This window comes from Ornithinimicrobium cryptoxanthini, from assembly GCF_023923205.1.
In the GTDB taxonomy this organism is placed as follows: Bacteria; Actinomycetota; Actinomycetes; order Actinomycetales; family Dermatophilaceae; genus Ornithinicoccus; species Ornithinicoccus cryptoxanthini.
Window position 1 is genome coordinate 1,853,811 of record NZ_CP099490.1, and the last position, 22,633, is coordinate 1,876,443.

A 22,633-nucleotide genomic window follows, 5' to 3' on the forward strand; every position below is an offset into this window, starting at 1 on the left:
GGCCGGAGGGCGCGGGACGGGGGGACGTCGTCAGACTCATGAGGTTGCCACCAGATAGATCGCGCAGATCGCGAGCAGGAGCACCGCGACGATGGTCAGGACGGAGCCGGACTGCCAGGCCACCGGGCTGGCGCCGCCGAGCAGGTTGCCACCGACGCGCAGCAGCATTCCGGTGTGCAACACCACCAGCGGTGCCCAGAGCAGTGGGCGGTAGGGCAGTTTTACGGAGAGCACCGCAGGCAGGATCACGGGCGCGTGAGCCATCACCATCGACATGGCGAAGCCCAGGAAGGTGGCGTGCACGACGGTGTCATAGGCCGTCGGGTGGTTGGCCAGCAGCCCACCGCCGGCGCCGGGGACCGCGCCGAGGGCCCACAGGCTCCCCGCGACGGCCAGCCAGCCGTAGCCGGCCAGGAGCGCTGCTGCGCTGAAGCGCGGCAGGCCGGTGCCGTTGATGAACCGTCTGGCCACGTCGTGCCGTGCCAGCCAGGCGGTCAGGATCAGCAGGGAGAGCCCGAAGAACGGCCCTCCGACGGCTGGCCAGATCAGTGAGGTCGCGACCGCGGCGGTCAGCAGGAGAGACAGGGCCATCAGCTGCTCACCCGCGCCCCTGGGCATGGCCAGGCGAGCGAGCTCGGCACGCTCGGCCGCGATCGTCAGGACCAGGAAGGCGACCAGCCAGGGGAGCACAGCCCCGACGTCCGTGCGCAGCCACAGGGCCGCACCACCGGCCGCGAGTATGCCGCCGAGCAGCTGGACCAGGACAGTCACCTCGTGCGCCCGTTGCCAGAGCGCGGCATAGACCGCGACCAGCGCCAGGCAGCCCAGGACCAGAAGGACCTGGCCGACAACCAGGGGTGCAGGACTGATCAGGGCCAGACCGCCGGCTCCGAGGAGCCCAGGGGCGAGGGCCCCCCACAGCCTGCGCAGTGCCTGCGCCCGCTCCAGGGCGATGACGGTGCCGAGGAAGCCGAGCACCATGAGCATGCCGTGCACATCCGGCAGACGGTCGAGGGTCACGGGTGCGGGCAGACCGAGCAGCAGGAGTGCGGCGTTCAGGCCGGCCAGCATGCTGATGCCGCCGCCGGCCAGGAGCAGGAACCGGGTGGGTCGGGTCACGGGTGGTGCTCGTGCGAGTGGCCGTTGTCGTGCGAGTGCCCGTGGTCGTGCTCGTGCGGGTGGTCGTGGGGGTGCTCGTGCCCGCCCCCGAGGAGGTGTCCGCGGCCATCGGTCAAGGGTGCCTGCGGGGGAGGTGTCGAGGCGTCCACCCGTTCCCACTCCGCACCGGCGAGCGACATCGCGGCAGCCGGGAACAGGCCGTTGTCCTCCTTGTCGATGTGGGTCCGGAGAGCGAGCTCAAACTCTGGCGCCCGTGCGAAGGCACCGCCGACGACCACCTCGAGCAGCTCGTCGAGGGTGGTGTGCTCTCCGCACAGCACGTCGATGTGGTCGGTGAACTCCTCCTGCTCGCGCATGACGCTGAACAGCCCGACCTCCTCGGCCTGGGTGTGCGGGTGCAGCAACCGGGCCACGACCTCCGCGGTGGCCCGGACCTCCGCTGCGTCCCCGGCCTGGGCCGCCCGCACCATCAGACCTGTCGCATTGATGATCTCGTCGTGCTCAGCCATGAACCGGCCGACGACCGTGATCGACTGACAGCCACAGTAGGAACACATGGGCACACTCCTTGGTCTGTGCGGGCGGTGGCTTCGCGGGGCAGGGCTGCGCGGCGATCTGCGGACGATGCCGCGGCCGGGGGACGGACGTGAGCGTCCGGTGGACGCGACCTAGCGCGTGCGGGTCAGTCGCAGGGTCCAGGCCTCGGGGCCGGGCACGAGGTACTCGACGTCGATGGCACCGCTCTCGCGGTCGTTGATCTGGGCGAGCAGCGGCTTGGGGTCGTGCGGAGCCACCAGGTCGAGAGCGCCGCCGACCTTGACCGCGGACAGTGCCCCGAAGACGGTGGCGTGGCGGATCGCGTGCGGTATGGCGCGGACGTCAAGCTCGGGGACGTCATGGTCGTGCTCACCGCAGGTGCAGGCAGAGGCGGACTGGCCGGACACGTCCTGGACGGGAATCTCGCTGGTCATGGTGGGTTCTCCTGGGGTTTGCGGTTGTGACTCAAGTATTATTACACTCACAATGTGAAGAAATCGAACCGGCTCGGACCCGAGCCCTGGCGCCCGTCTGGTGCGACGGATCAGTCGCCCGCCGAGCGGGTTCTGGCGGCTCTGACCGAGCAGGTGGGGCCGGTCACGACCGCCGAGCTGGTGGCGGTCATCGGGTTGCACGCCAACACTGTGCGGGCCCACCTGCAGGAGCTCACCGAGGCAGGTCTGGTGCGGATGGAGACGGTGGCCTCCGTGGGTCGGGGGCGACCGGCCCACCGCTACTCCATCACCGACGAGGGGCGCGCCGTGCCCCGAGTCAACGACCCCGCGTTCGCGGAGTACCGCGGCCTGACCACGGCCTTCGCGACCTATCTCGCATCGAGGTCGGACAACCCCTCCGACGAGGCCCGCGAGATCGGTCGAGCCTGGGGCCGTCAGCTCGGTGACGATGCGGGCCCGGGCCGCGCTGACCCCGCAGGCATGATCATGCAACTGCTGGCCCGACTCGGTTTCACACCGGTCCCTCCTCCTGCCACCAACCCGGGGGAGGGGATAGCGCTCCGGACCTGCCCGCTGCTGGAGCTGGCGGAGGAGATGCCCGAGGTGATCTGTCAGGTCCACCAGGGACTGGTCGAGGGAGCGCTGGACCAGGCCGGCGCCTCGAGCGTGGGGGTCGAGCTCCTGCCCTTCGCCGAACCGGGAGCATGTCGGTTGCACCTACGGCCCTGAGACACGGCACAATATGACACCACGTAGTAGGTGGGAGGGGCCTGGCGTCCACACCACCACGGCATCCACCGCCACGGCGTGTGCACACCACTAAGGAGCGCGATGTCCGAGCTAGCGGGCACCACCACCGACACCCCGACGACGAAGGCGCCCCGCCGCGCCTGGCTGATGCTGATCATGGCCACCCTGGGGTTCGCCGTGAACTTCTGGGCCTGGGCGTTGCTGAGCCCACTGGGCCCACTCTGGCGGGACAACAACGCCCTCGGCGACATCACCGAGGGCGACGTCGCGCTGCTCGTGGCTGTGCCGGTCATCGTCGGGTCCCTCGGCCGCATCCTGGTCGGCGCCTGGACCGACCGCTACGGCGGCCGGGTGATGTTCCCCCTGGTGTCCGCAGCCACGATCGTCCCCGTGCTGGTCATCGGCTTCTGGGCGCAAAGCTCCCTGATCGCCCTCCTGATCACCGGCATTTTCCTCGGCATCGGCGGCACCGCCTTCGCCGTGGGCGTGCCCTTCGTCAACTCGTGGTTCCCGCCCGCCCAGCGCGGGCTGGCCATCGGCATCTTCGGAGCCGGCATGGGCGGCACTGCCATCAGCGCGTTCACCACGGTCCCGCTCTACAACCAGTCCGAGTCGCTGCCGTTCCTGGTCACCGCGATCGCCCTGGCCATCTATGCCGTGGCCGCGTGGCTGGTCATGCGGGACGCGCCGGGACGCACGATCCCGACCACGTCGTTGGTCGCCCGCGTCGTCGCCAACTCCAAGCTGTCCATCACCTGGATGCTGGCCTTCCTCTATGCCGTGGCCTTCGGCGGCTACGTCGCCTTCTCGGTCTACCTGCCGTCCTATCTGAAGGTGGCCTACGAACTCGACCCCGGTGACGCCTCCAACCGGATGGCCGGCTTCGTCATCGTGGCGGTCATCGGCCGGCCCCTCGGCGGGTGGCTGGCCGACAAGCTCGGTGCCATCGAGGTGCTCTCCGGATGCTTCCTGGTGGTGGCCATCGGTGCGACGATCGCCTCCACCACGCCGATCCTGGAGCACCTGGGCACCTTCGCGTTCCTGGGGATGGCTGCCGCGCTGGGCGCCGGCAGCGGCGCAACCTTTGCCCTCATCGCCAAGGTGACCGAGCCGGCCCGCGTCGGCGGGGTCACCGGCATCGTGGGTGCCGCCGGCGGCCTCGGTGGCTTCCTGCCGCCGCTGCTGATGGGCTACATCTATGGCCGCACCGAGTCCTACGCGCTCGGTCTGCTCCTGCTGGCCATCACGGCCATCGTGGCGCTGATCCTGACGATCACGCTGGTGCGCAAGAAGCAGGCCGAGCCGGCCACCGCCTGACCACTCTGGCGGGCCCACACCGCCACCGGCTCGAGCACCGGCGGGTGGCAGCATTGGGCGGTGCGCCGCGTCCTGCTCGACATCACCCCGCTGCGGCAGTCGCGTCCCTACCGCCACCTCTATCTGGGGATGGTCACCTCGGGCATCGGTGCCCAGCTGGCGACCACCGCCATCGCTCTGCAGATCTATGCGCTGACCGGATCATCGTTCGCCGTCGGTCTGGTCGGCCTCTATGCGCTGGTCCCGATCGTCGTGCTCGGGCTGTATGGCGGGGCGGTGCTCGACACCCACGACCGCCGGACGGTGGCTCTGGTCGGCGGGATCGTGCTGTGGGTTACCGGCGGTCTCAACGTGGCGCAGGCGGCGCTCGGCAACACCGAGGTCGGCGTGCTCTATGCGCTGGTGGCGCTGCACAGTGCTGGGTTTGCCATCATGAGCCCGGCCAGGTCGTCCATCTATCCGCGACTGCTGCCCCTCGAGCAGCTGCCCGCGGCGAACGCCCTGAGTGTGGCCTCGATGAACATCGCGATGACGGTCGGGCCGCTGCTGGCCGGGGTGATCGTCCAGTTCAGTGGCTACACCACGGCATACATCCTGGACGTCCTGCTCTTCACCGTCGCGATGTGGGGACTGTCGGCCCTTCCCCCCATCAGGCCCGAGACGAAGGCGACCAGGAGGGCACCCGGCCTGTCGAGCGTGGTCGACGGCCTGCGCTTCCTGGGCACCCGCCCCAACGTGCGGATGACCTTCCTGGCCGACTTCTGCGCGATGATCCTGGCGCAGCCCCGAGCGCTGTTCCCGGCGATCGCCGTGGTGGCGCTGGCCGGCGGGGAGGCCACCGTGGGCGTGCTCTCGGCCGCCCTCGCGGTGGGGGCAGTGGTGGCGATGATGTTCTCCGGCCCGCTCGGTGCGGTCATCCACCAGGGACGCGCCGTGGTCTGGGCCGTGGTGGCCTGGGGCGTGTGCATCGTCCTCGTCGGACTGGCGGTGCTGGGCTCCGGACGCGTCTTCGGTCCCGGCGCGGCCCTGGTGCTCGCCTGCCTCGGTCTCGCGGCGGCGGGAGCAGCGGACTCGGTCTCGGCGGTCTTCCGCAACACCATCCTGCAGGCGGCGACACCGGACCACCTGCGAGGGCGGTTGCAGGGGATCTTCATCGTGGTGGTGGCTGGCGGCCCCAGGCTCGGCGAACTGGTCTCTGGCACCATCGCCTCCGCGTGGACGGAGTGGGGAGCACTGCTCCTCGGTGGTCTGGCGTGCGTCGTCGCGATGCTGAGCCTGGCACGGGTCCAGCGGGGCTTCCTGACCTATGACGCGCGCGATCCGCAACCCTGAGCGCTGAGGCGCTCGCCCACCAGCTCCACGTGTCGCGTACGGCCATAGGCGGCGGCCGGCCAGGCCTCGCGCGGCTGTTCCGCTAAATATGCCGGTCGCGCCGACGACTTCAGACAAAATGCCGTTTTAGCGCATGGGATCGTGCCCTAATCCAGCCGTAAGGTGGGTCGAAACTGCAGGTCACGACACGCGTCTGCCCCCCTGTCGCGACTACGGTCAACGCGCTAGGGTGGCGCCCAAGTGCATTCCGCTAAATCGCACGGAGAGATGGTCACCATGACAGCGCAGCCGTCGGGAGCGGGCTTGGAGCTGCTCCGCTCTGACGTGCGCCGACGCCTGTTCGACCACCTGTCCAGCCTGCCGGCCGGGACCTCGACCGGTGCTACCGGACACACGAGCCGCCAGCAGGCGCTGAGTGCGCAGGAGCTCGCCGAGGTCGTCGGCCTGCACCTGACCACGGTCCGGTTCCACCTCGACCAGCTGGTGGACGCCGGACTGCTCATGGCGGTCCGGGCGGCCCCCTCTGGAGGCGCCGGACGACCCCGCAAGCTCTACTCGGTGCCGACAGTGCCGATGCAGGCGCCCACCGAGCCACACGCGCTCCAGGCCTATGCCGCGCTGTCCGAGATCGTGACCCGCGCCACCGAACAGTCCGCCAGCCCCTCTGGTGAGCGCACCGACCACGACCAGTCCCCCTTGGAGCAGACACCGCGGGTGCTGGAGGAGTCGGGCCGCGAGTGGGCGCGCGACCGCGTGGACCGGGTGGTCGTCGAGGTCAGCCAGCTTGGGCCCGCGACGACCCCCGGCGCCTGGCTGGCCAAGATCGGCGTCGTCCTGGACCTGCTGGTCGGCTGGGGGCACGCCCCCGAGCTGCGGACCACGGCCGGAACAGCCGAGACCGACATCCTCCTGCGGGACTGCCCCTTCCTGGCCCTGGCCAAGGACCAGCCGCACCTGGTCTGTGGCGTTCACCGAGGCCTGCTGCGCGGTGCGTTGGACGCCTTGGGCGAGGAGAGCGTCGAGCTGGACCTCGCGCCGTTGGTCGATCAGCGCACCTGCCGAGCACACCTGACTGTGACCACCCCGTTCGCCGACCGTGGAGAGCAGAGATGACAGACACCGCAGCACGACCGCAGAACGAGCAGCTTGGCTTCGACGGCCCACTGTCCGCCGCGCTCGTGGGGACCCGCAGGTTCTTCACGCGCGGCAAGGTCTCCGACGACCAACGCACCCTCTCTCTCGAGGGCGGGCGCGCGGGCGACTCCTTCTACCGCGACCGGTGGAGCCACGACAAGGTGGTGCGCTCCACCCACGGCGTCAACTGCACCGGCTCCTGCTCGTGGAAGGTCTACGTCAAGGACGGGATCATCACCTGGGAGGCGCAGCAGACCGACTACCCGACAACCGGCGGGGACCGGCCGGAGTACGAACCTCGCGGCTGCCCCCGTGGCGCGGCGTTCTCCTGGTACACCTACAGCCCCACCCGGGTGCGATACCCCTATGTCCGCGGGACTCTGTTGGAGCTCTACCGCCGAGCCAAGCAGGAGTTCGGCGACCCCGTCGTCGCCTGGGCCAGCATCGTGCAGGACGAGCAGAAGTCCAAGGTCTACAAGTCCGGCCGAGGCAAGGGCGGGCTGGTCCGTTCCACGTGGGAGGAGACGGTCGAGATGATCGCCGCCGCCCACGTCTACACCATCAAGCGTTGGGGTCCGGACCGGATCGCAGGGTTCTCCCCGATCCCAGCGATGTCGCAGGTCAGCTACGTCTCCGGCGCGCGCTTCAACGAGCTCATCGGTGCTCCGATGCTGTCGTTCTACGACTGGTATGCCGACCTGCCCAACGCCTCGCCGCAGATGTGGGGCGACCAGACCGACGTGCCGGAGTCCGGCGACTGGTGGGACGCGGCATACCTGATCATGTGGGGTTCCAACGTCCCGATGACCCGCACCCCAGACGCGCACTGGATGGTGGAGGCGCGATATCGCGGCCAGAAGGTCATCGCCGTGGCGCCGGACTATGCCGAGAACGTCAAGTTCGCCGACGAGTGGGTCGCCCCCGCACCCGGCACCGACGGCGCGCTGGCCATGGGCATGGGCCACGTCATCCTCAAGGAGTTCTTCGTCGACCAGCAGGTCGAGTTCTTCGAGGGCTACACCAAGCGCTTCACCGACCTGCCGTTCCTGGTCTCACTGGTTCCGGTCGACGACGAGGCCGGGGTCGGGGGGGACACGGGGGGCGGAGCCTCCCGTGCGAGTTCCTACCGACCTGGGAAGTTCGTGGTCGCGGGCGATCTCGAGGGCCACCCCGAGGGCTCGTCGGAGAACGCCATGTGGAAGCCCGTGGTGCTGGACCGAGGCACCGACGACGTGGCCGTGCCGCAGGGCTCGATCGGGCACCGCTTCGGCCCCGAGGGCGAGGGGAAGTGGAACCTTGACCTCGGCGACATCGATCCGGTCCTGTCGCTGTATGCCGACACCGGCGACTCGGTGCCCTTGGAGCTGCCCCGTTTCGACAGCGGCGACAAGGTCGTCTACGAACAGCGCGGGGTGCCGGTCCGGCGCATCGGTGGACACCTGGTGACCACGGTCCTCGACCTGATGCTGGCGCACTACGGAGTGGGCCGTCCGGGGCTGCCCGGCACCTGGCCGGAGGACCTGGAGGACCCGTCGGTGCCAGCCACGCCGGGCTGGGCCGAGGCGATCACCTCGGTGCCCTCGCACCAGATCGCCCGTCTGGCCCGTGAGTTCGCCCAGAACGCCATCGACACCGGTGGTCGCGGCATGATCCTGATGGGCGCCGGCACCAACCACTGGTACCACTCCGACCAGATCTATCGCGCGATGCTCGTCCTGACCACCATCACCGGCTGCCAGGGCCGCAACGGCGGCGGCTGGGCGCACTATGTGGGGCAGGAGAAGGTCCGTCCGCTGATGGGCTTCCAGCACATGGCCTTTGCCCTGGACTGGGTGCGTCCACCGCGGCACATGAACCAGACGGCCTACTGGTATGTCAACACCAGCCAGTACCGCTACGACACCTTCACCACTGACGACGTCGGCGCCGGCACCGGCGCCTTCCAGGGGCGGTCGATGATGGACCTGCTCGCGCAGTCGGTCCGGTTGGGCTGGACGCCGTCCTACCCGCAGTTCAACCGGTCGAGCCTGGTGCTGGCCGACGAGGCTGCAGAGGCGGGGACCGACGTCAAGGCGTATGTCGTGGACCAGCTCAAGGAGGGCTCGCTGCGGTTTGCCGTCGAGGACCCGGAGGCGGAGGAGAACTGGCCCCGGGTGCTCACCCTGTGGCGGGCCAACCTGTTCGGCTCCTCGGCCAAGGGCAACGAGTATTTCCTCAAGCACCTGCTCGGGACGACCAACGCGGTCCGCGCCAGCCAGGCCGGGCCGGACCAGCGTCCCCGCGACATCGCGTGGCCGGACGAGGTGCCCGAGGGCAAGCTCGACCTGCTGATGACGATCGACTTCCGGATGACGAGCTCGACGCTGCTCTCTGACATCGTCCTGCCGGCCGCGACGTGGTACGAGAAGCACGACATCAACACCACCGACATGCACCCCTACATCAACTCGTTCAACCCGGCGATCTCCCCGCCGTGGCAGAGCAAGAACGACTGGGACGCCTGGAAGGAGGTGGCCAAGCGCTTCTCCGAGCTGGCCGCCGACCACCTGGGCACCCGCAAGGACGTGGTGGCCAAACCGCTGTGGCACGACACCCCCGAGGCGATGGCCACGGTGCACGGTGTGGTCCGGGACTGGAAGACCGGTGAGGTCGAGCCGATCCCGGGCAAGACCATGCCGGTCCTGGTGGAGGTCGAGCGCGACTACACGCAGATCTACGCCAAGATGACCGCGATCGGGCCCCTGCTCGAGAAGGTCGGGATGGTCACCAAGGGCGTGAAGTACGACCCGTCCGACTTTGTCGACCGGCTCCGCGTCGTCAACGGCACCGTCCGGGGAGGGGTGGCCGACGGCCAGCCGAAGCTGGAGACCGACGTGCACGTCGCGGAGGCGATCATGCACCTGTCGGGCACCACCAACGGTCACCTGGCGACCCAGGGCTTCAAGGACCTGGAGAAGCGCACCGGCGTGCAGCTGCACGACCTGTCGGCCGAGCACGAGGGCAAGATCATCACCTTCGCGGACACCCAGGCAGCTCCGGTGCCGGTCATCACCAGCCCGGAGTGGTCCGGCTCCGAGAGCGGCGGGCGGCGGTATGCGCCGTTCACCATCAACATCGAGCGGTCCAAGCCGTTCCACACCCTCACCGGGCGCCAACAGTTCTATGTGGACCACGACTGGATGCTCGACATGGGGGAGGGGCTGCCGACCTATCGACCACCGCTGAACATGACCCTCCTCTTCGGCGAGCCGGAGATCGGGGCCGAGGGTGAGCTCGGTGTCTCGGTGCGCTACCTGACCCCGCACAACAAGTGGTCGATCCACAGTGAGTACCAGGACAACCTGTTCATGCTCTCGCTGTCCCGAGGTGGCCAGACGATCTGGATGTCAGACCTGGACGCCGACAAGATCGGCGTCCTGGACAACGACTGGATCGAGGCGGTCAACCGCAACGGTGTGGTCGCCGCGCGAGCCATCGTCAGTCACCGGATGCCCGAGGGCACCGTCTTCATGCACCACGCGCAGGACCGGCTGATCGACGTGCCGCTGACCGAGACGGACAACAAGCGTGGCGGGATCCACAACAGCCTCACCCGGATCCTGATGAAGCCCAGCCACCTGATCGGTGGTTATGCCCAGCTCGCCTACTTCTTCAACTACATCGGCCCGACCGGCAACAACCGCGACGAGGTCACCACCATCCGCAAGCGCACCGCACCGGTGACGTACTAAAGACCACCCACCCGAGCCCCTCCGGGGGCGCTCGGGGGCAGCGCCCCCGGGTGACGGCATACAGGAGAGATCACATGCGAGTCATGGCACAGATGGCCATGGTCATGAACCTGGACAAGTGCATCGGGTGTCACACCTGCTCGGTCACGTGCAAGCAGGCCTGGACCAACCGCAGCGGCATGGAGTACGTCTGGTTCAACAACGTCGAGACGCGGCCTGGGCTGGGCTACCCGCGCGGCTACCAGGACCAGGAGGAGTGGAAGGGCGGCTGGGTGCGCACCCCGGCGGGGCGGCTCAAGCTGCGCTCCGGCGGGAGGCTCAACAGGCTGCTCAACATCTTCTCCAACCCCAAGCTGCCCTCGATCGAGGAGTACTACGAACCCTGGACCTATGACTACGAGACCCTGCTGAACGCCCCGGCCCAGGAGAACTTCCCGGTCGCCAAGCCCTACTCGCTGATCTCGGGCAAGCAGATGAACATCGAGTGGTCTGCCAACTGGGACGATGACCTCGGCGGCAGCAAGCAGCACGCGGCCAAGGACCTGATGCTCAAGGGCATCGAGGACAAGGTCAAGATGGAGTTTGACGAGACCTTCATGTTCTATCTGCCGCGGATCTGCGAGCACTGCCTCAACCCCAGCTGCGCGGCGGCCTGTCCCTCCGGAGCGATCTACAAGCGTGAGGAGGACGGCATCGTCCTGGTCGACCAGGACAAGTGCCGTGGCTGGCGGATGTGCGTCACCGGCTGCCCCTACAAGAAGGTCTACTTCAACCACAAGACCGGCAAGGCCGAGAAGTGCACCTTCTGCTATCCCCGCATCGAGGTGGGCATCCCGACCGTGTGCGCCGAGACCTGCGTGGGCCGGCTGCGCTACATCGGTCTGATGCTGTATGACGCCGACAAGGTGCTCGAGGCGGCGTCGGTCGAGGACGAGCACGACCTCTATGAGGCGCAGCGCGCGGTCTTCCTCGACCCGCACGACCCGGTCGTCCAGCGGGAGGCCGAGCGTGCCGGGATCCCCGGTGACTGGGTCGAGGCGGCCAAGAAGTCGCCGGTGTGGCGCCTGATCAGTGAATACAAGGTGGCTCTGCCGCTGCACCCGGAGTACCGCACCATGCCGATGGTGTGGTACATCCCGCCGCTGTCACCGGTGGTCGACGTGATCAAGGACACCGGTCATGACGCGGAGGACACCGACAACCTGTTCGCGGCGATCGATGCGCTGCGGATCCCGATCGAATACCTCGCCAACCTGTTCACGGCGGGCGACCCAAAGCCGGTCGACCTGGTCCTGCGCAAGCTTGCGGCGATGCGCTCCTACATGCGTGACATCAACCTGGGTCGTGACCCGCAGGCCCACATCCCCGAGTCGGTCGGCATGACCGAGGAGGAGATCTACGAGATGTATCGCCTGCTCGCGATCGCCAAGTATGACGAGCGCTACGTGATCCCGTCGGCGCATGGTGAGGAGGCGCACGCTCTGGAGGAGACTGCCACGGACTGCCCCGTCAGTGGTTACGACGACGAGCTGATGGAGCTGTCGGGTCCCTTCGGTGAGGGGTCCGGTCGTGGTGGCACCACTCCTGTCGCCGTCGAGAACTTCCAGATGCTCCAGCAGCGGCAGACCTCTGACGTCCTGCTGTCCGGTGGCTCCAAGAGGGGGCGGGTCAACCTGCTCAACTGGGACGGCAAGGGCGTGCCCGCGGGGATGTTCCCGGACAGCGAGAAGGACGCCTCGGTCAGGACCGTCGACGAGCCGGCCCAGCTGGACAGCCCGCACTCCCGCCCGGACAACACCGCCGGGTCGGACGGGAAGGTCACCTGATGCTTCCCTGGCGGCGACACCGGCGCACCACCTCACGTCTGGACCCCAGGGTGCAGGCCGACGGTTGGCAGCTGTGCTCGCTCCTGCTCGACTACCCGGACGAAGCACTGGTGGAGCGGCTCCCGGTCCTGTGCGAGGTCGCGGCCGCGTTGCCGCCGGAGCTGGCCGAGCCCTTGGCACGGTTCCTGACCCATGCGGGCGGGACGAGTCTCGACGTGCTCCAGCAGGACTACGTCGAGACCTTCGACGTCACCCGCAAGTGCGCGTTGCACCTGACCTACTTCCTGCACGGCGACACGCGCAACAGGGGAGTGGCGCTGGTCCAGTTCAAGCAGCTCTTCCGTGAGCACGGGGTCGAGCTCACGGACGGCGACGGCGAGCTGCCCGACCATCTCGCGGTCGTGCTCGAGTTCGGGGCCACCGTCGCCCCCGACGCGGCGTGGAAGATCCTCAACGACCACCGCGTAGGCATCGAGCTGCTGCGCAGGGCCCTGCTGAAGCGAGAGTCCCCCTGGGCCGACGTGGTCCAGGCGGTCCGGGCCACCCTGCCCGAGCTCAAGGGTGACGACAACCAGGCACTCGCCCGGTTGATCTCCCAGGGCCCACCGCAGGAGACGGTCGGCCTGGACGACGCGGCGCTCAACGCCCCCTATGCCATCGACCCGGCACTGGACCAGATGCACGCCCCGGCAGCGGGATGCGGTGACGGTTCTACCTCGACCAGCAGTAGTCAGTCTCTCGGCACATCTATCCCCGTAGGAGCCCCCCGATGAGCACCTTCCTCTGGGTGATCTTTCCCTATATCTGCCTGGCGGTCTTTGTCGTCGGGCACGTCTGGCGCTATCGCTACGACAAGTTCGGCTGGACCACCCGCAGCTCGCAGCTCTATGAGACCAAGCTGCTGCGGATCGGCAGCCCGCTGTTCCACTTCGGCATCCTCGGTGTGGCGGGCGGGCACTTCCTGGGGTTGATCGTCCCGCAGAGCCTGACCGACCGGATCGGCATCAGCCACGACATGTATCACTTCGTCGCGATGGCCTTCGGCATCCCGGCCGGCATCGCCGCGCTCGCCGGTCTGGTCATCCTGGTCTATCGCCGCCGCACCGTCGGTCCGGTCTTCTCCGCGACGACCGTCAACGACAAGGTGATGTATGCCGTGCTAGGACTGGTCATCGTGCTCGGCATGTGGAACACGATCGCCGGCGGTCTGCTGACCATCGGAGGCGAGTACAACTACCGTGACGGTGTCTCGCCGTGGTTCCGCCAGATCTTCTGGTTCCAGCCGGATGCCTCGCTGATGGAGGGCGCACCGCTCGGCTTCCAGCTGCACGCGTTCTTTGCGTTCCTGCTCTTTGCGATGTGGCCGTTCACCCGCCTGGTCCACGTCTTCAGCGCTCCGATCGGCTACTTCACTCGGCCCTACATCGTCTACCGCAGCCGCGACGATCGTCCGGGCGCGGGCGCTGGCACTCGAGCACCGAAGCGGGGTTGGGAGAAGGTTGGCTAACAGTCCGACCGTCGATCCAGTCGACAGCCTCACCCCTGACCAGCTGACCCGCTACTCGCGCCATCTGCTGCTGCCGGGGATCGGGTTGGAGGGCCAGAAGCGGCTGGTCAACGCCCGCGTCGCCGTGGTCGGTGCTGGCGGGCTCGGCTCGCCGGCGCTGCTCTACCTGGCCGCAGCCGGCGTCAGTCACCTCACGGTCATCGACGACGACCAGATCGACCTGACAAACCTGCAGCGCCAGGTGATCCACCGCACTGCCGACGTCGGGATGTCCAAGGTGGACAGTGCCGCTCGCGCGGTCCGCGACCTCAACCCGCTGGTCACCGTCGACGGTGTGCGCGACCATCTCGACGAGGACAACGTGCGCGGCATCCTTGCCGGGCACCACGTGATCCTGGACGGCAGCGACAACTTTGACACCCGTTATGTCGTCAACGACGCGGCGATGGCCCTGGGGATCCCCCTCGTGTGGGCAGCGGTCCTGCGCTTCGACGCGCAGATCAGCACCTTCCTGCCCCCTGGGCTGGGTGGCGCCGGCGCCGTGCAGCTGCGCGACCTGTTCCCGGTGCCGCCGCGCCCCGAGGACGTGCCCAGCTGCGCCGAGGCCGGCGTCCTGGGCGCGATGGTCGGTCAGGTCGGCTCGATCATGGCTGCCGAGGCGGTCAAGCTGATCACCGGCACCGGCGAGCCGCTGGTGGGGCGGATCCTCCTGCTCGACGCGCTCACCCAGCGCACACGCGAGATCCCGCTGCGCCCGGCGGCTGCCGACGCCGGCACCGCGACGCCGCACCGTGCCCGGATGCCCGAGGCCGGTGAGAGCCGGGACCTCGTGGCCATCCCGGAGATGACGGCGACCGAGGTGCATGACGGTCTGGACGCGTTGCAGGTCATCGACGTGCGGGAGCCGGGGGAGCACGCGCTCGGGACGGTGCCGGGTGCGCGCACCATCCCTGTCGGCGAGGTGCTGACCTGGGAGGACCGGGCCGCCGTCGGCGACGGGCCGGTGGTGCTCTACTGCAAGACCGGACCGCGGGCCGGCCGGGCGGCCCGCCACCTGGTCCATCTCGGCCACCCCGACGTGCGGGTGATGACCGGCGGGATCCTGCAGTGGATCGAGGACGTCGACCCGAGTCTGCCGAGATACTGATGCCGAGCGATGACCGGGCGCCGCAGCGACCGGCCCGACCCGAGCACGACATCATCGTGCTGGCGGGCGGTCGCGGCTCCCGGCTCGGCGGGATGGACAAGGCGGCGCTTGAGGTCGCCGGACGGCGACTGCTGGACCGGGTGCTGGACTCTGCGGCGGCGGCACGCCGGGTCGTGGTCGTCGGGCCGGTCGCTGTCGTCGAGCCGGTCCTGCAGACGGTGGAGGAGCCGCCTGGCGGCGGACCCGTCGCCGGCATCGCCGCCGGCATGATGACCCTTGGTGCGCTGCCCGGCACGGTCGCGTGGACCCTGGTCCTGGCGGTGGACCAGCCGCAGGCCGCCGCCGCGGTCCCCGACCTGCTCGAGGCGGCCGCCCACGCCGGGTCTCACGTCGAGATGGTGTGTCCCCAGGACACGACGGGGCACCCTCAGTGGCTGCTCGCCGCCTACCGCACCACCGCGCTGGTTTCCGCACTGGACCGCGTCGGCACGGGTCACGGGACGTCGGTCCGACGACTCGTCGCTGACCTCTCCTGGGCCCCCGCGAGCGCGGCCCACGTGGGCGACATCGACACGTGGGAGGACCATGCGGCCTGGCAGGCCCGGCTGGAGTGAGGCCCACCCCCTCAACCGCGCCGGAGCAGGGTCAGCACCTCCAGGTGCGGTGTCTGCGGGAACATGTCAAACAGTCGCGCCCGCACCGGCACGAGTGAGGGCATGCGCTCCAGGTCCCGGGCGAGCGAGTCCACGTTGCAGCTGGAATAGAGCACGTGCTGCATCTGTGAGGACTCCAGCCATTCGGTCAGGACGGGGCCGATGCCCCGTCTCGGCGGGTTGACCACGACCAGATCGGGTGGTGCCAGCCCTCGGAGCGGCCCTGCCTCACCGGCTCCCACACCGGAGGCGGCGTCCCCGACCTCAAACCTGGCCGCGCCCGGCAGCTCCGCCGCTGTGGTGCGGGCACTGGCCACGGCCTCGGACGAGATCTCGAGGCCCAGGACATCGCGCGGTGTGCCGTCAGGACGCAGCAGGGCGTGCAGCGCAAAACCACCGACGCCGCAATACAGGTCCCACAGCGTGACGGGGTCGACCTGGTGGATCCAGTCCTGCGCCTGGCGATAGAGGCCGGCAGCCACCGTTGTGTTGGTCTGGAAGAAGGACCCGGTCCGCAGACGCAGCCGCACCTCGTTGACCTGCATCGGCAGGTCCTCGGCCACGGTCAGGACAATCTCTTCCGGACCCTCCAGGACTGCGGCATGGTCCGGCTGGAGATTGACCGAGACGACGCGCAGCCCGGGGATGGTCTCCAGCAACCAGGGGAGGGCACGCGCGATGCGCACCTGCTGACCCGGTGACCGGAGGACAAACCGGATCATCAGCTCCCCGTCGGGGGAGTGGGTCAGCAGGACGTGCTTGAGCTCGCCGCTGCGACGCACGACGTCATAGGGCACCAGCCCCAGGGTGGCGATGACCTCCGGCACCTGCTCCACGACCTCGGCCAGACCTGGCTCATAGAGACCGCAGTGCCGCAGGTCGACACCCTGCCGGTGGGCGTCGAGGATGCCGGCTGTCGGCTCGTCCCGCGTGCCGCCGACGACCAGCTTTGCCTTGTTGCGGAAGCCCTCCGGCACGCTGCCGAACGGCGCCTCCCAGCTCAGACCTGGACAGGCTGCCGCCAGCGCACGGGCCGCGCGCGACTGCTTGTCAGCGAGCTGACCGGCATAGTCGGTCCCCATCAGCGAGCAGGAACGACACCTGCCAGCATCGAAGTAGTCGCACTGCATGACCTGGGCGACAGACAGCTGACCGAGGGGGTGGGCGTCTGACACCAGGCCAGGGTAGTCGGCTGCGGTGGCCGGCACGCAGACGACGGGTGCGACGTAGGGTTGGGGCCGTGACTGACCTGACAGCCCCGACGCTCAACACCACCACCGTCGGCGAGGCCGGGGCCGACGAGCGGGTGGTTTTCCTGCACGGCCTCTTCGGCCAGGGCAAGAACTTCACCACCATCGCCAAGGCGCTCCAGCCGGGGTTCACCTCGTTGCTCGTGGACCTGCCCAACCACGGCAGGTCGGCGTGGACCCAGGAGTTCTCCTATGCCGACATGGCGGACACCGTGGCTGACCACCTGCGCGAGGATTTCGCGGCGGACGGCCGGGTGCACGTCGTCGGTCACTCGATGGGTGGCAAGGTCGCGATGGCCCTGGCCCTGCGCCACCCCGACCTGGTGGACCGCCTGGTCGTGGTCGACATCGCGCCCGTGTCATCAGCCGACATGAGCGAGTTCGAGCACCTCCTTGGTGCGCTGGCCACCCTGGACCTCGACGACCTGCCGAGTCGCAGCGCCGCCGATGACCGGCTGGCCGACCGCATCCCGCACACCGGCACCCGGGGCTTCCTGCTGCAGAACCTGCGTGCCGACGGGGACGGCTGGCGCTGGCAGGCCAACCTGGACCTGCTGCTCGCCGAGCTGCCGACGATCGGCGGTTTCATCCCCGACGGTGCGCCGTTCGACCGGCCCGTGCTCTGGGTCGCCGGTGAGCGCTCGCCCTATGTCCAACCAGAGCACCGTCCCGCGATGGAGGAGCTCTTCCCCCGGACCGTGCTGGTCACCATCAAGGGTGCCGGGCACTGGGTGCACTCGGAGCGGCCGGAGGCGTTCACCTCCGCCGTGCGCACCTTCCTGACGGCCGAGTGACGAGGGGCCTGAGACCCCGTCGGGACGGGTGACCTCAGGGTCGGGCGGCTCTGGCGCGGCGCAGGGCCCTGGCCTCCACCTCATAGCGCGAGGCGCGACCCGCCCCGGTGGCGAAGAAGCGCCGGTGCAGGCCTCCCTCGACCTCCACCATGTCGTCGACGGTCAGGCGTTTGGCTGCCGCGCGGGTGCGAGCGCTCCAGCAGGCGACCTCGATGGCGTCCACCTGGGTCCTGGCCTTCCCGGGTGGTTCGCCCGTGGGCGCGGAGCGGCTGCGCGCGCGTGGTCGCGGCACGACGACGCGGAGCTGGACGACCTCGTCACCGCTGGGCATCACGCGTGACTCGGGGCCCCAGCTGACCCGGCCCACCAGGTGGACGGTGTTGCGGGTCTCGATCTCGGGAGCGGCACGAGCTGATCTCGGTGGTGGACTCATGCTGACAGGCTCGCCGGTCAGGACGCGGTCGGTCGAGCCGGCAGCCGCCCACTGTGGACGCACGGCGGTCTGGGTACACCCTGTGGACTGTGCGCCCTCACCGGCCGACACCACAGGCGCCGCCACATCGCCGGTTCGATCTGAGAGACTACGGGTTCACCCACAGGAGGACACCGTGCCCACCGTTCGATACTTCGCAGCCGCCGCCGAGGCTGCTGGCACCGATCAGGAGCAGGTCAGCGCCAGCACGATTGAGTCGCTGCTCAGCGGACTGGTCGCCAGGCACGGAGATGCGATGGACGCCGTGCTCGCCCGCAGCTCGCTGCTCCACGAGGGACGCTACGTGTCGGATCCCACTGTGGTGCTCTCCGCGGACGCCGTGGTCGACGTGCTGCCACCGTTCGCCGGCGGCTGAGCCACACACGCCGGCCATCGCGGTGAGTGACTAGGCGTCAGGCCTCGGTGAGGAAGTCGTCCTCCGCCTGGTCGGTGCGCTCCACGTGCTCGAGGGCGAGCTGCAACGTCATCGCGGCTGACTGGTAGTCAGCGTGGCAGTAGACGCTGATCCGGGCCGGACCCACCAACCAGTGGGATGCCTCACTGGGGGGGCGACGCCGGTCGTAGTCCTTGCGCGGTGGTCCGTGCACCTCCGTCAGGTCAGCACTCATCTCACCACAGACCCGTTGGACGTCCTGGGCCATGCCGTTGCCGAGGATGTGCAGCCCCACCAGCGCCCCGTCATACGTGTGAGCCAGCACAAAACTGGCGTCCAGCTCACGCTCGCCGGTGAGGCGGAAGGCGCGGCCTGGATAGCCGGGGAGAGTGTCGGCGCGGGTGAGTCGCAGCTCCCCGAGGAACGCGTCGAGCTCGGCCTCGGTGCCTGGCCACCCACCGTCCATGACCTCCTCCACGAGGTCACGCAACATGACTGTCGTGGGGAGACCGTTGCGCACCATGCGTTCACCGTATGACGCAGGGCGCGGTGTCGCATGTTCTGACGACAACCGGTGGCACCGGCCCGGCGCCACCGGACCGGTGGCTGAACCCATTCCCACGAGTCCCTGCGGGCGCTAGACTCGGCGCTGTGGCGCGCCCGCTGATCATGGCCGTGGATCCGGAGCCCGAGGCACTGTCACGCACCGAGGGAGAGTTGAGTCGCCGGTTCGGCGCCGACTACACGGTGCGCGCGGAGACCTCGGCCGACGATGCGTTGCGCCACCTGGAGCGCGCGGCCGAGACGGGCGAGCCGGTGGCGCTCGTGCTGGCTGACACCTGGCTGCCGGAGATTCCCGGGGCTGAGCTGCTCGCCCGGGTGCGCACCCTGCATCCGGACGCGGGCCGTGGCCTGATGGTGCCGTGGGGCGCGTGGGGTCACCGGGAGACGACGACCCAGATCTTGACGGCCATGTCGCGGGGGGACATCAACTACTACGTCCTCAAGCCCTGGACCACGCCGGACGAGCTGTTCAACAAGACCGTCAGTGAGTTCGTCCAGCTGTGGTCGCGCAGCGTCGCCGGTGCCGAACGTGAGGTCGTGGTGGTCGGGGAGCCTCGTGACCGTCGCGGCCACCAGGTCCGCAGCTTCCTGACCCGCAACGGCATCCCGCACGCCTTCCTCGAACGCGGCACCCCGGCTGGGGCGGAGGCGCTCGGGCGCAGCGGCGTGCCCGATCCCGAGTCAGTGACCGGCCCCCTGACCGTGTGGATGCCGGCCATCGGCGGCACCGTCCTGCAGGACCCCACCGATGCCGAGCTCGGCGAGGCGTGGGGCCTGCACACGACCCTCGCTCCTGGCGACCGTGACGTCGACCTGGTGGTGATCGGTGCCGGCCCGGCTGGTCTGGCCTCGGCGGTCTCAGCCTCGTCAGAGGGGCTCAGCGTCCTGTGTCTGGAGCACCTCGCGCTCGGGGGCCAGGCGGGCACCAGTTCCCTGATCCGTAACTATCTCGGTTTTGCCCGTGGACTGGGCGGCACCGAGCTCACCCAGCGAGGCTTCCAGCAGGCGTGGGTCTTTGGCACCAGCTTCGTGATCACCCGGCCAGTGACCGCACTGCAGGCCGATGATGTCGGCTTCCTGGTCGAGGTCGAGGGCGAGGGACCGGTCCGCTCACGGGCGGTGGTCCTGGCGACAGGCGTCGCCTACCGCCGCCTCCCGGTCGAGGCCCTCGACCGCCTCCAGGGCACCGGGGTCTACTACGGCGCGAACGTCTCGGAGGCCCAGGGGCTGAAGGGTGCCCGGACCATGGTGGTCGGCGGAGGCAACTCCGCCGGACAGGCAGCCCTGCACCTGCAGCGGTATGCCGCTCAGGTCGCCATTGTCATCCGGGGGCCCGACCTGTCCGCGACCATGTCGCAGTATCTGATCGACGAGATCAACTCCAGCGACCGGATCACCGTGCTGGCCGACAGCGAGGTCGTCGCGGCGACCGGCGAGGAGTGGCTGGAGTCGGTGACGCTGCGACAGCGCACATCGGGGGAGGAGACGGTCCACCCGGTGCAGGGCCTCTTTGTGATGATCGGTGCAGAACCCCACACCCAGTGGCTGCCCGAGGAGGTCACCCTGGACACGCGGGGCTTCGTGGCGACCGGGATCGAGCACGGCCCGGACCGCCCGCACCTGTCCTACGAGACCTCGGTCCCGGGCCTCTTTGCGGTCGGTGACGTCCGCAGCGGCTCGGTCAAACGCGTTGCCGCGGCTGTCGGCGAGGGATCAGTGGTCGTCGCACAGATCCACCAGTACCTCGCCCTGAGCGGTCCCGGGCCGCGATGAGACCGCGGGCGAGGCTGCTTCCAGCGGCCATCGCCCTGGCGCTCCCGCTCGCCGGTCTAGCCCTCCTGCTTGGTTTTCCCCAGCTGGACCTTGTCTGGCAGCATCACCCCTCGCACTTCTGGATCGTGCTGGGGGCCGCGCTGCTCAGCGTGGCTCTGTCCTATGTCACCTGGGTCAACGCCGCTCGCCGCGCGGACGCACGCGTGATGCTCGTCTCCCTCGCCTTCCTGGCCCCCGCCGGCTTCCTGGCGCTGCACGCTCTGGCCACACCAGGCGTCCTGCTGGCCGGCGGCAACGCGGGCTTCGACCTGTCCACACCTGTCGGCATCGCCCTCGGGGCTGCCCTCGCGGCGCTGTCCGCCCGCGAGGTGGAGGGCGCTGCCGCGGTGACATCAGTGCGTCGGGCGCGGCTGCTGCGCCTCACCCTGCTGACCGTGATGGCGGCCTGGGCGGCGGTCTCGCTGCTGGAGCTGCCCCCGCTCGGCGGCGGCTCGACCCCGGAGCGTGTGTCCGGGTGGTTTGTGACCATCGCGGTTGCGGCGACAGGTCTCTATGGATTCGCAGCCGTGGCCTATCTTCGCCTGTGGGGTCGCCGGGGCGGTCTGATGCCGCTGGCGGTAGCCGCCGCGTTCGTCCTCCTGGGCGAGGCGATGGTCGCGGTGACCCTCGCGCCGAACTGGCACCTGAGCTGGTGGGAGTGGCACCTCCTGCTGCTAGTGGCGTTCGCCCTGGTCGCCTGGGGGGCCAACCGGCAGTGGCATGAGGAGCGGTTCGCTGACCTCTACCTCGACCGGACCGTCTCCGGCACCCGTGAGATGACCGTCCTCTTTGCCGACCTGCAAGGGTTCACGACCTTCTCGGAGTCGCACCCACCCGACGAGGTCCGCACCATGCTCAACACCTACTTCGACGCCGCCATCCCGCCGGTGGTGACCCGGCACGGGGGAGTGGTGGACCGCATCATCGGGGACGCGCTCATGGTGACCTTCAACAGCCTCGGGGACCAGCCGGACCATGCGGTGCAGGCCACCCGAGCCGGGCTGGCGCTCCAGGCAGAGACCAGCCGCATCGCAGAGCAGCACCCGAGGTGGCCACGGTTCCGGGTCGGGATCAACACCGGTGAGGTCGCCGTCGGGATCGTGGGCAGCGCGGGAGGTCGGACCCTGACCGTCATCGGGGACGTCGTCAACACGGCGTCCCGGCTGGAAGGTGCTGCCCCGGTGGGGCGTGTCGCGATCAGCGCCGCCACCCTGGACCAGCTGCCCGACGGCGTGGTCACCCAGCCGCTGGGTGACCTGGAGCTGAAGGGTCGCACCGAGCCTGTCGCCGCCTACGTTGTCGACCGCCTCGGCTGAGCTCAGCGGCGCAGGTAGTCCTCCAGGTGGTCGCGCTCGGCCTCGAGCGCGTCGAGCCGGGCCTTGACCACGTCACCGATGGAGATGATGCCCTTGAGTGCACCGTCCTCGATCACCGGCAGGTGCCGCAGGCGCCGCTCTGTCATCGTCGCGGCCAGGTTGACCAGGTCGTCCCCGGCCGTGACGGAGTGCACCTCGGTGGACATCAACTCGGACAGGGGGCTGGTCTGCTCGTGACCGGTCCGCAGATGATGGACCACGTCACGTTCCGAGACGATCCCGACGACGGTGTCCTCGTCCAGGACGACGACAGCACCGATCTTGTGGTCATCGAGGGTCTCCAGCAGCTGTGTCACCGTCGCGGTGGACGGCAGGGTGACGACGGAACTGCCCTTGTTCTTGATCAGGTCGGCGACGCGCATACATGACGCTAGCACGCAGGTCAGCACGCTGTCTCGAATCGTCTGACAGACTTCGGCGCCCCACCCAACCTTTCGTGGGTCCGACGGGGTGGACCAGGTGT

21 protein-coding genes are annotated in these 22,633 nt (G+C 69.1%); 14 read left to right on the plus strand and 7 right to left on the minus strand.

Annotated features, from left to right (window positions below):
* Positions 1-36: 36 nt before the first annotated feature.
* From NF557_RS08535 to NF557_RS08545, 3 genes are all read right to left on the minus strand, one after another.
* Entirely contained in the window at positions 37-1,119 is a 1,083-nt protein-coding gene (locus tag NF557_RS08535; protein WP_252623789.1) for a hypothetical protein, read from the minus strand.
* Entirely contained in the window at positions 1,116-1,676 is a 561-nt protein-coding gene (locus NF557_RS08540; RefSeq protein WP_252623791.1) for a hemerythrin domain-containing protein, read from the minus strand. The genes NF557_RS08535 and NF557_RS08540 overlap by 4 nt, the downstream gene beginning before the upstream one ends.
* Before the next feature lie 111 nt (positions 1,677-1,787).
* Complete coding sequence (locus tag NF557_RS08545) at positions 1,788-2,090, minus strand: DUF2249 domain-containing protein (protein WP_252623794.1); 303 nt, start codon at positions 2,088-2,090, stop codon at positions 1,788-1,790.
* 54 nt (positions 2,091-2,144) lie between these two features.
* On the opposite strand from NF557_RS08545, the gene NF557_RS08550 reads away from it, so the two are divergent.
* The 10 genes from NF557_RS08550 (at position 2,145) to mobA (ending at position 15,469) form a co-directional block, all read left to right on the plus strand.
* Complete coding sequence (locus NF557_RS08550; protein ID WP_252623797.1) at positions 2,145-2,840, plus strand: helix-turn-helix transcriptional regulator; 696 nt, start codon at positions 2,145-2,147, stop codon at positions 2,838-2,840.
* A 102-nt stretch (positions 2,841-2,942) separates the two neighbouring features.
* On the plus strand, positions 2,943-4,178 hold the full coding sequence (locus tag NF557_RS08555; protein WP_252623800.1) for an MFS transporter: 1,236 nt from the start codon (positions 2,943-2,945) through the stop codon (positions 4,176-4,178).
* Between the two features lie 60 nt (positions 4,179-4,238).
* The gene (locus tag NF557_RS08560) at positions 4,239-5,510 is read left to right on the plus strand and encodes an MFS transporter (protein WP_252623803.1); all 1,272 of its coding nucleotides are present in this window, start codon (positions 4,239-4,241) and stop codon (positions 5,508-5,510) included.
* Positions 5,511-5,786: 276 nt separating this feature from the next.
* Positions 5,787-6,623, plus strand: a complete 837-nt coding sequence (locus NF557_RS08565; protein ID WP_252623806.1) for a helix-turn-helix transcriptional regulator — start codon at positions 5,787-5,789, stop codon at positions 6,621-6,623.
* Positions 6,620-10,375, plus strand: coding sequence for a nitrate reductase subunit alpha (locus tag NF557_RS08570; RefSeq protein WP_252623809.1), 3,756 nt, complete (start codon positions 6,620-6,622; stop codon positions 10,373-10,375). Before NF557_RS08565 ends, NF557_RS08570 begins: the two co-directional genes overlap by 4 nt.
* A 74-nt stretch (positions 10,376-10,449) precedes the next feature.
* Complete coding sequence (narH, locus tag NF557_RS08575; RefSeq protein ID WP_252623812.1) at positions 10,450-12,201, plus strand: nitrate reductase subunit beta; 1,752 nt, start codon at positions 10,450-10,452, stop codon at positions 12,199-12,201.
* The gene (gene narJ / locus NF557_RS08580; RefSeq protein ID WP_252623815.1) at positions 12,201-12,974 is read left to right on the plus strand and encodes a nitrate reductase molybdenum cofactor assembly chaperone; all 774 of its coding nucleotides are present in this window, start codon (positions 12,201-12,203) and stop codon (positions 12,972-12,974) included. Before narH ends, narJ begins: the two co-directional genes overlap by 1 nt.
* A complete protein-coding gene (narI, locus tag NF557_RS08585) occupies positions 12,971-13,708 on the plus strand; it encodes a respiratory nitrate reductase subunit gamma (RefSeq protein ID WP_252623818.1) in 738 nt (245 codons plus the stop codon). The genes narJ and narI overlap by 4 nt, the downstream gene beginning before the upstream one ends.
* Positions 13,701-14,855 (plus strand): molybdopterin-synthase adenylyltransferase MoeB, encoded by a 1,155-nt coding sequence (moeB, locus tag NF557_RS08590; RefSeq protein ID WP_252623821.1) that lies wholly within the window; start codon positions 13,701-13,703, stop codon positions 14,853-14,855. Before narI ends, moeB begins: the two co-directional genes overlap by 8 nt.
* On the plus strand, positions 14,855-15,469 hold the full coding sequence (mobA, locus tag NF557_RS08595; protein ID WP_252623823.1) for a molybdenum cofactor guanylyltransferase: 615 nt from the start codon (positions 14,855-14,857) through the stop codon (positions 15,467-15,469). Before moeB ends, mobA begins: the two co-directional genes overlap by 1 nt.
* An 11-nt stretch (positions 15,470-15,480) precedes the next feature.
* Here mobA and NF557_RS08600 read toward each other — a convergent pair whose 3' ends face one another.
* The gene (locus NF557_RS08600) at positions 15,481-16,683 is read right to left on the minus strand and encodes a methyltransferase domain-containing protein (protein ID WP_342454516.1); all 1,203 of its coding nucleotides are present in this window, start codon (positions 16,681-16,683) and stop codon (positions 15,481-15,483) included.
* A 65-nt stretch (positions 16,684-16,748) separates the two neighbouring features.
* Between NF557_RS08600 and NF557_RS08605 the strand changes: the two genes are divergently transcribed.
* Positions 16,749-17,552: an alpha/beta fold hydrolase gene (locus NF557_RS08605; protein ID WP_252623826.1), complete on the plus strand. Its 804-nt coding sequence runs from the start codon at positions 16,749-16,751 to the stop codon at positions 17,550-17,552.
* Between the two features lie 34 nt (positions 17,553-17,586).
* On the opposite strand, the gene NF557_RS08610 is transcribed toward NF557_RS08605, so the two are convergent.
* Positions 17,587-17,985 carry a single-stranded DNA-binding protein gene (locus NF557_RS08610; protein WP_252623829.1) on the minus strand — a complete coding sequence of 133 codons (399 nt, stop codon included), beginning with the start codon at positions 17,983-17,985 and terminating at the stop codon, positions 17,587-17,589.
* A 175-nt stretch (positions 17,986-18,160) separates the two neighbouring features.
* On the opposite strand from NF557_RS08610, the gene NF557_RS08615 reads away from it, so the two are divergent.
* Positions 18,161-18,400 carry a MoaD/ThiS family protein gene (locus NF557_RS08615; protein ID WP_252623832.1) on the plus strand — a complete coding sequence of 80 codons (240 nt, stop codon included), beginning with the start codon at positions 18,161-18,163 and terminating at the stop codon, positions 18,398-18,400.
* A 37-nt stretch (positions 18,401-18,437) separates the two neighbouring features.
* On the opposite strand, the gene NF557_RS08620 is transcribed toward NF557_RS08615, so the two are convergent.
* Positions 18,438-18,941 carry a hypothetical protein gene (locus NF557_RS08620; protein ID WP_252623834.1) on the minus strand — a complete coding sequence of 168 codons (504 nt, stop codon included), beginning with the start codon at positions 18,939-18,941 and terminating at the stop codon, positions 18,438-18,440.
* 128 nt (positions 18,942-19,069) lie between these two features.
* On the opposite strand from NF557_RS08620, the gene NF557_RS08625 reads away from it, so the two are divergent.
* Together NF557_RS08625 and NF557_RS08630 are read left to right on the plus strand one after the other, a co-directional pair.
* A complete protein-coding gene (locus tag NF557_RS08625; RefSeq protein WP_252623836.1) occupies positions 19,070-20,755 on the plus strand; it encodes an NAD(P)/FAD-dependent oxidoreductase in 1,686 nt (561 codons plus the stop codon).
* Positions 20,752-22,110 (plus strand): adenylate/guanylate cyclase domain-containing protein, encoded by a 1,359-nt coding sequence (locus NF557_RS08630; RefSeq protein WP_252623838.1) that lies wholly within the window; start codon positions 20,752-20,754, stop codon positions 22,108-22,110. The genes NF557_RS08625 and NF557_RS08630 overlap by 4 nt, the downstream gene beginning before the upstream one ends.
* 2 nt (positions 22,111-22,112) lie before the next feature.
* Here NF557_RS08630 and NF557_RS08635 read toward each other — a convergent pair whose 3' ends face one another.
* Positions 22,113-22,532: a CBS domain-containing protein gene (locus NF557_RS08635; RefSeq protein WP_252623840.1), complete on the minus strand. Its 420-nt coding sequence runs from the start codon at positions 22,530-22,532 to the stop codon at positions 22,113-22,115.
* Positions 22,533-22,633: the final 101 nt, after the last annotated feature.

Excerpts from the sequence above, each read along its gene's own strand:
- NF557_RS08540 (WP_252623791.1), bottom strand. The coding sequence starts at position 1,676 with ATGTGTTCCTACTGTGGCTGTCAGTCGATCACGGTCGTCGGCCGGTTC.
- NF557_RS08545 (WP_252623794.1), bottom strand. The coding sequence starts at position 2,090 with ATGACCAGCGAGATTCCCGTCCAGGACGTGTCCGGCCAGTCCGCCTCT.
- NF557_RS08555 (WP_252623800.1), top strand. The coding sequence starts at position 2,943 with ATGTCCGAGCTAGCGGGCACCACCACCGACACCCCGACGACGAAGGCG.
- NF557_RS08565 (WP_252623806.1), top strand. The coding sequence starts at position 5,787 with ATGACAGCGCAGCCGTCGGGAGCGGGCTTGGAGCTGCTCCGCTCTGAC.
- NF557_RS08570 (WP_252623809.1), top strand. The coding sequence starts at position 6,620 with ATGACAGACACCGCAGCACGACCGCAGAACGAGCAGCTTGGCTTCGAC.
- narH (WP_252623812.1), top strand. The coding sequence starts at position 10,450 with ATGCGAGTCATGGCACAGATGGCCATGGTCATGAACCTGGACAAGTGC.
- narJ (WP_252623815.1), top strand. The coding sequence starts at position 12,201 with ATGCTTCCCTGGCGGCGACACCGGCGCACCACCTCACGTCTGGACCCC.
- narI (WP_252623818.1), top strand. The coding sequence starts at position 12,971 with ATGAGCACCTTCCTCTGGGTGATCTTTCCCTATATCTGCCTGGCGGTC.
- mobA (WP_252623823.1), top strand. The coding sequence starts at position 14,855 with ATGCCGAGCGATGACCGGGCGCCGCAGCGACCGGCCCGACCCGAGCAC.
- NF557_RS08610 (WP_252623829.1), bottom strand. The coding sequence starts at position 17,985 with ATGAGTCCACCACCGAGATCAGCTCGTGCCGCTCCCGAGATCGAGACC.
- NF557_RS08620 (WP_252623834.1), bottom strand. The coding sequence starts at position 18,941 with ATGGTGCGCAACGGTCTCCCCACGACAGTCATGTTGCGTGACCTCGTG.
- NF557_RS08630 (WP_252623838.1), top strand. The coding sequence starts at position 20,752 with ATGAGACCGCGGGCGAGGCTGCTTCCAGCGGCCATCGCCCTGGCGCTC.
- NF557_RS08635 (WP_252623840.1), bottom strand. The coding sequence starts at position 22,532 with ATGCGCGTCGCCGACCTGATCAAGAACAAGGGCAGTTCCGTCGTCACC.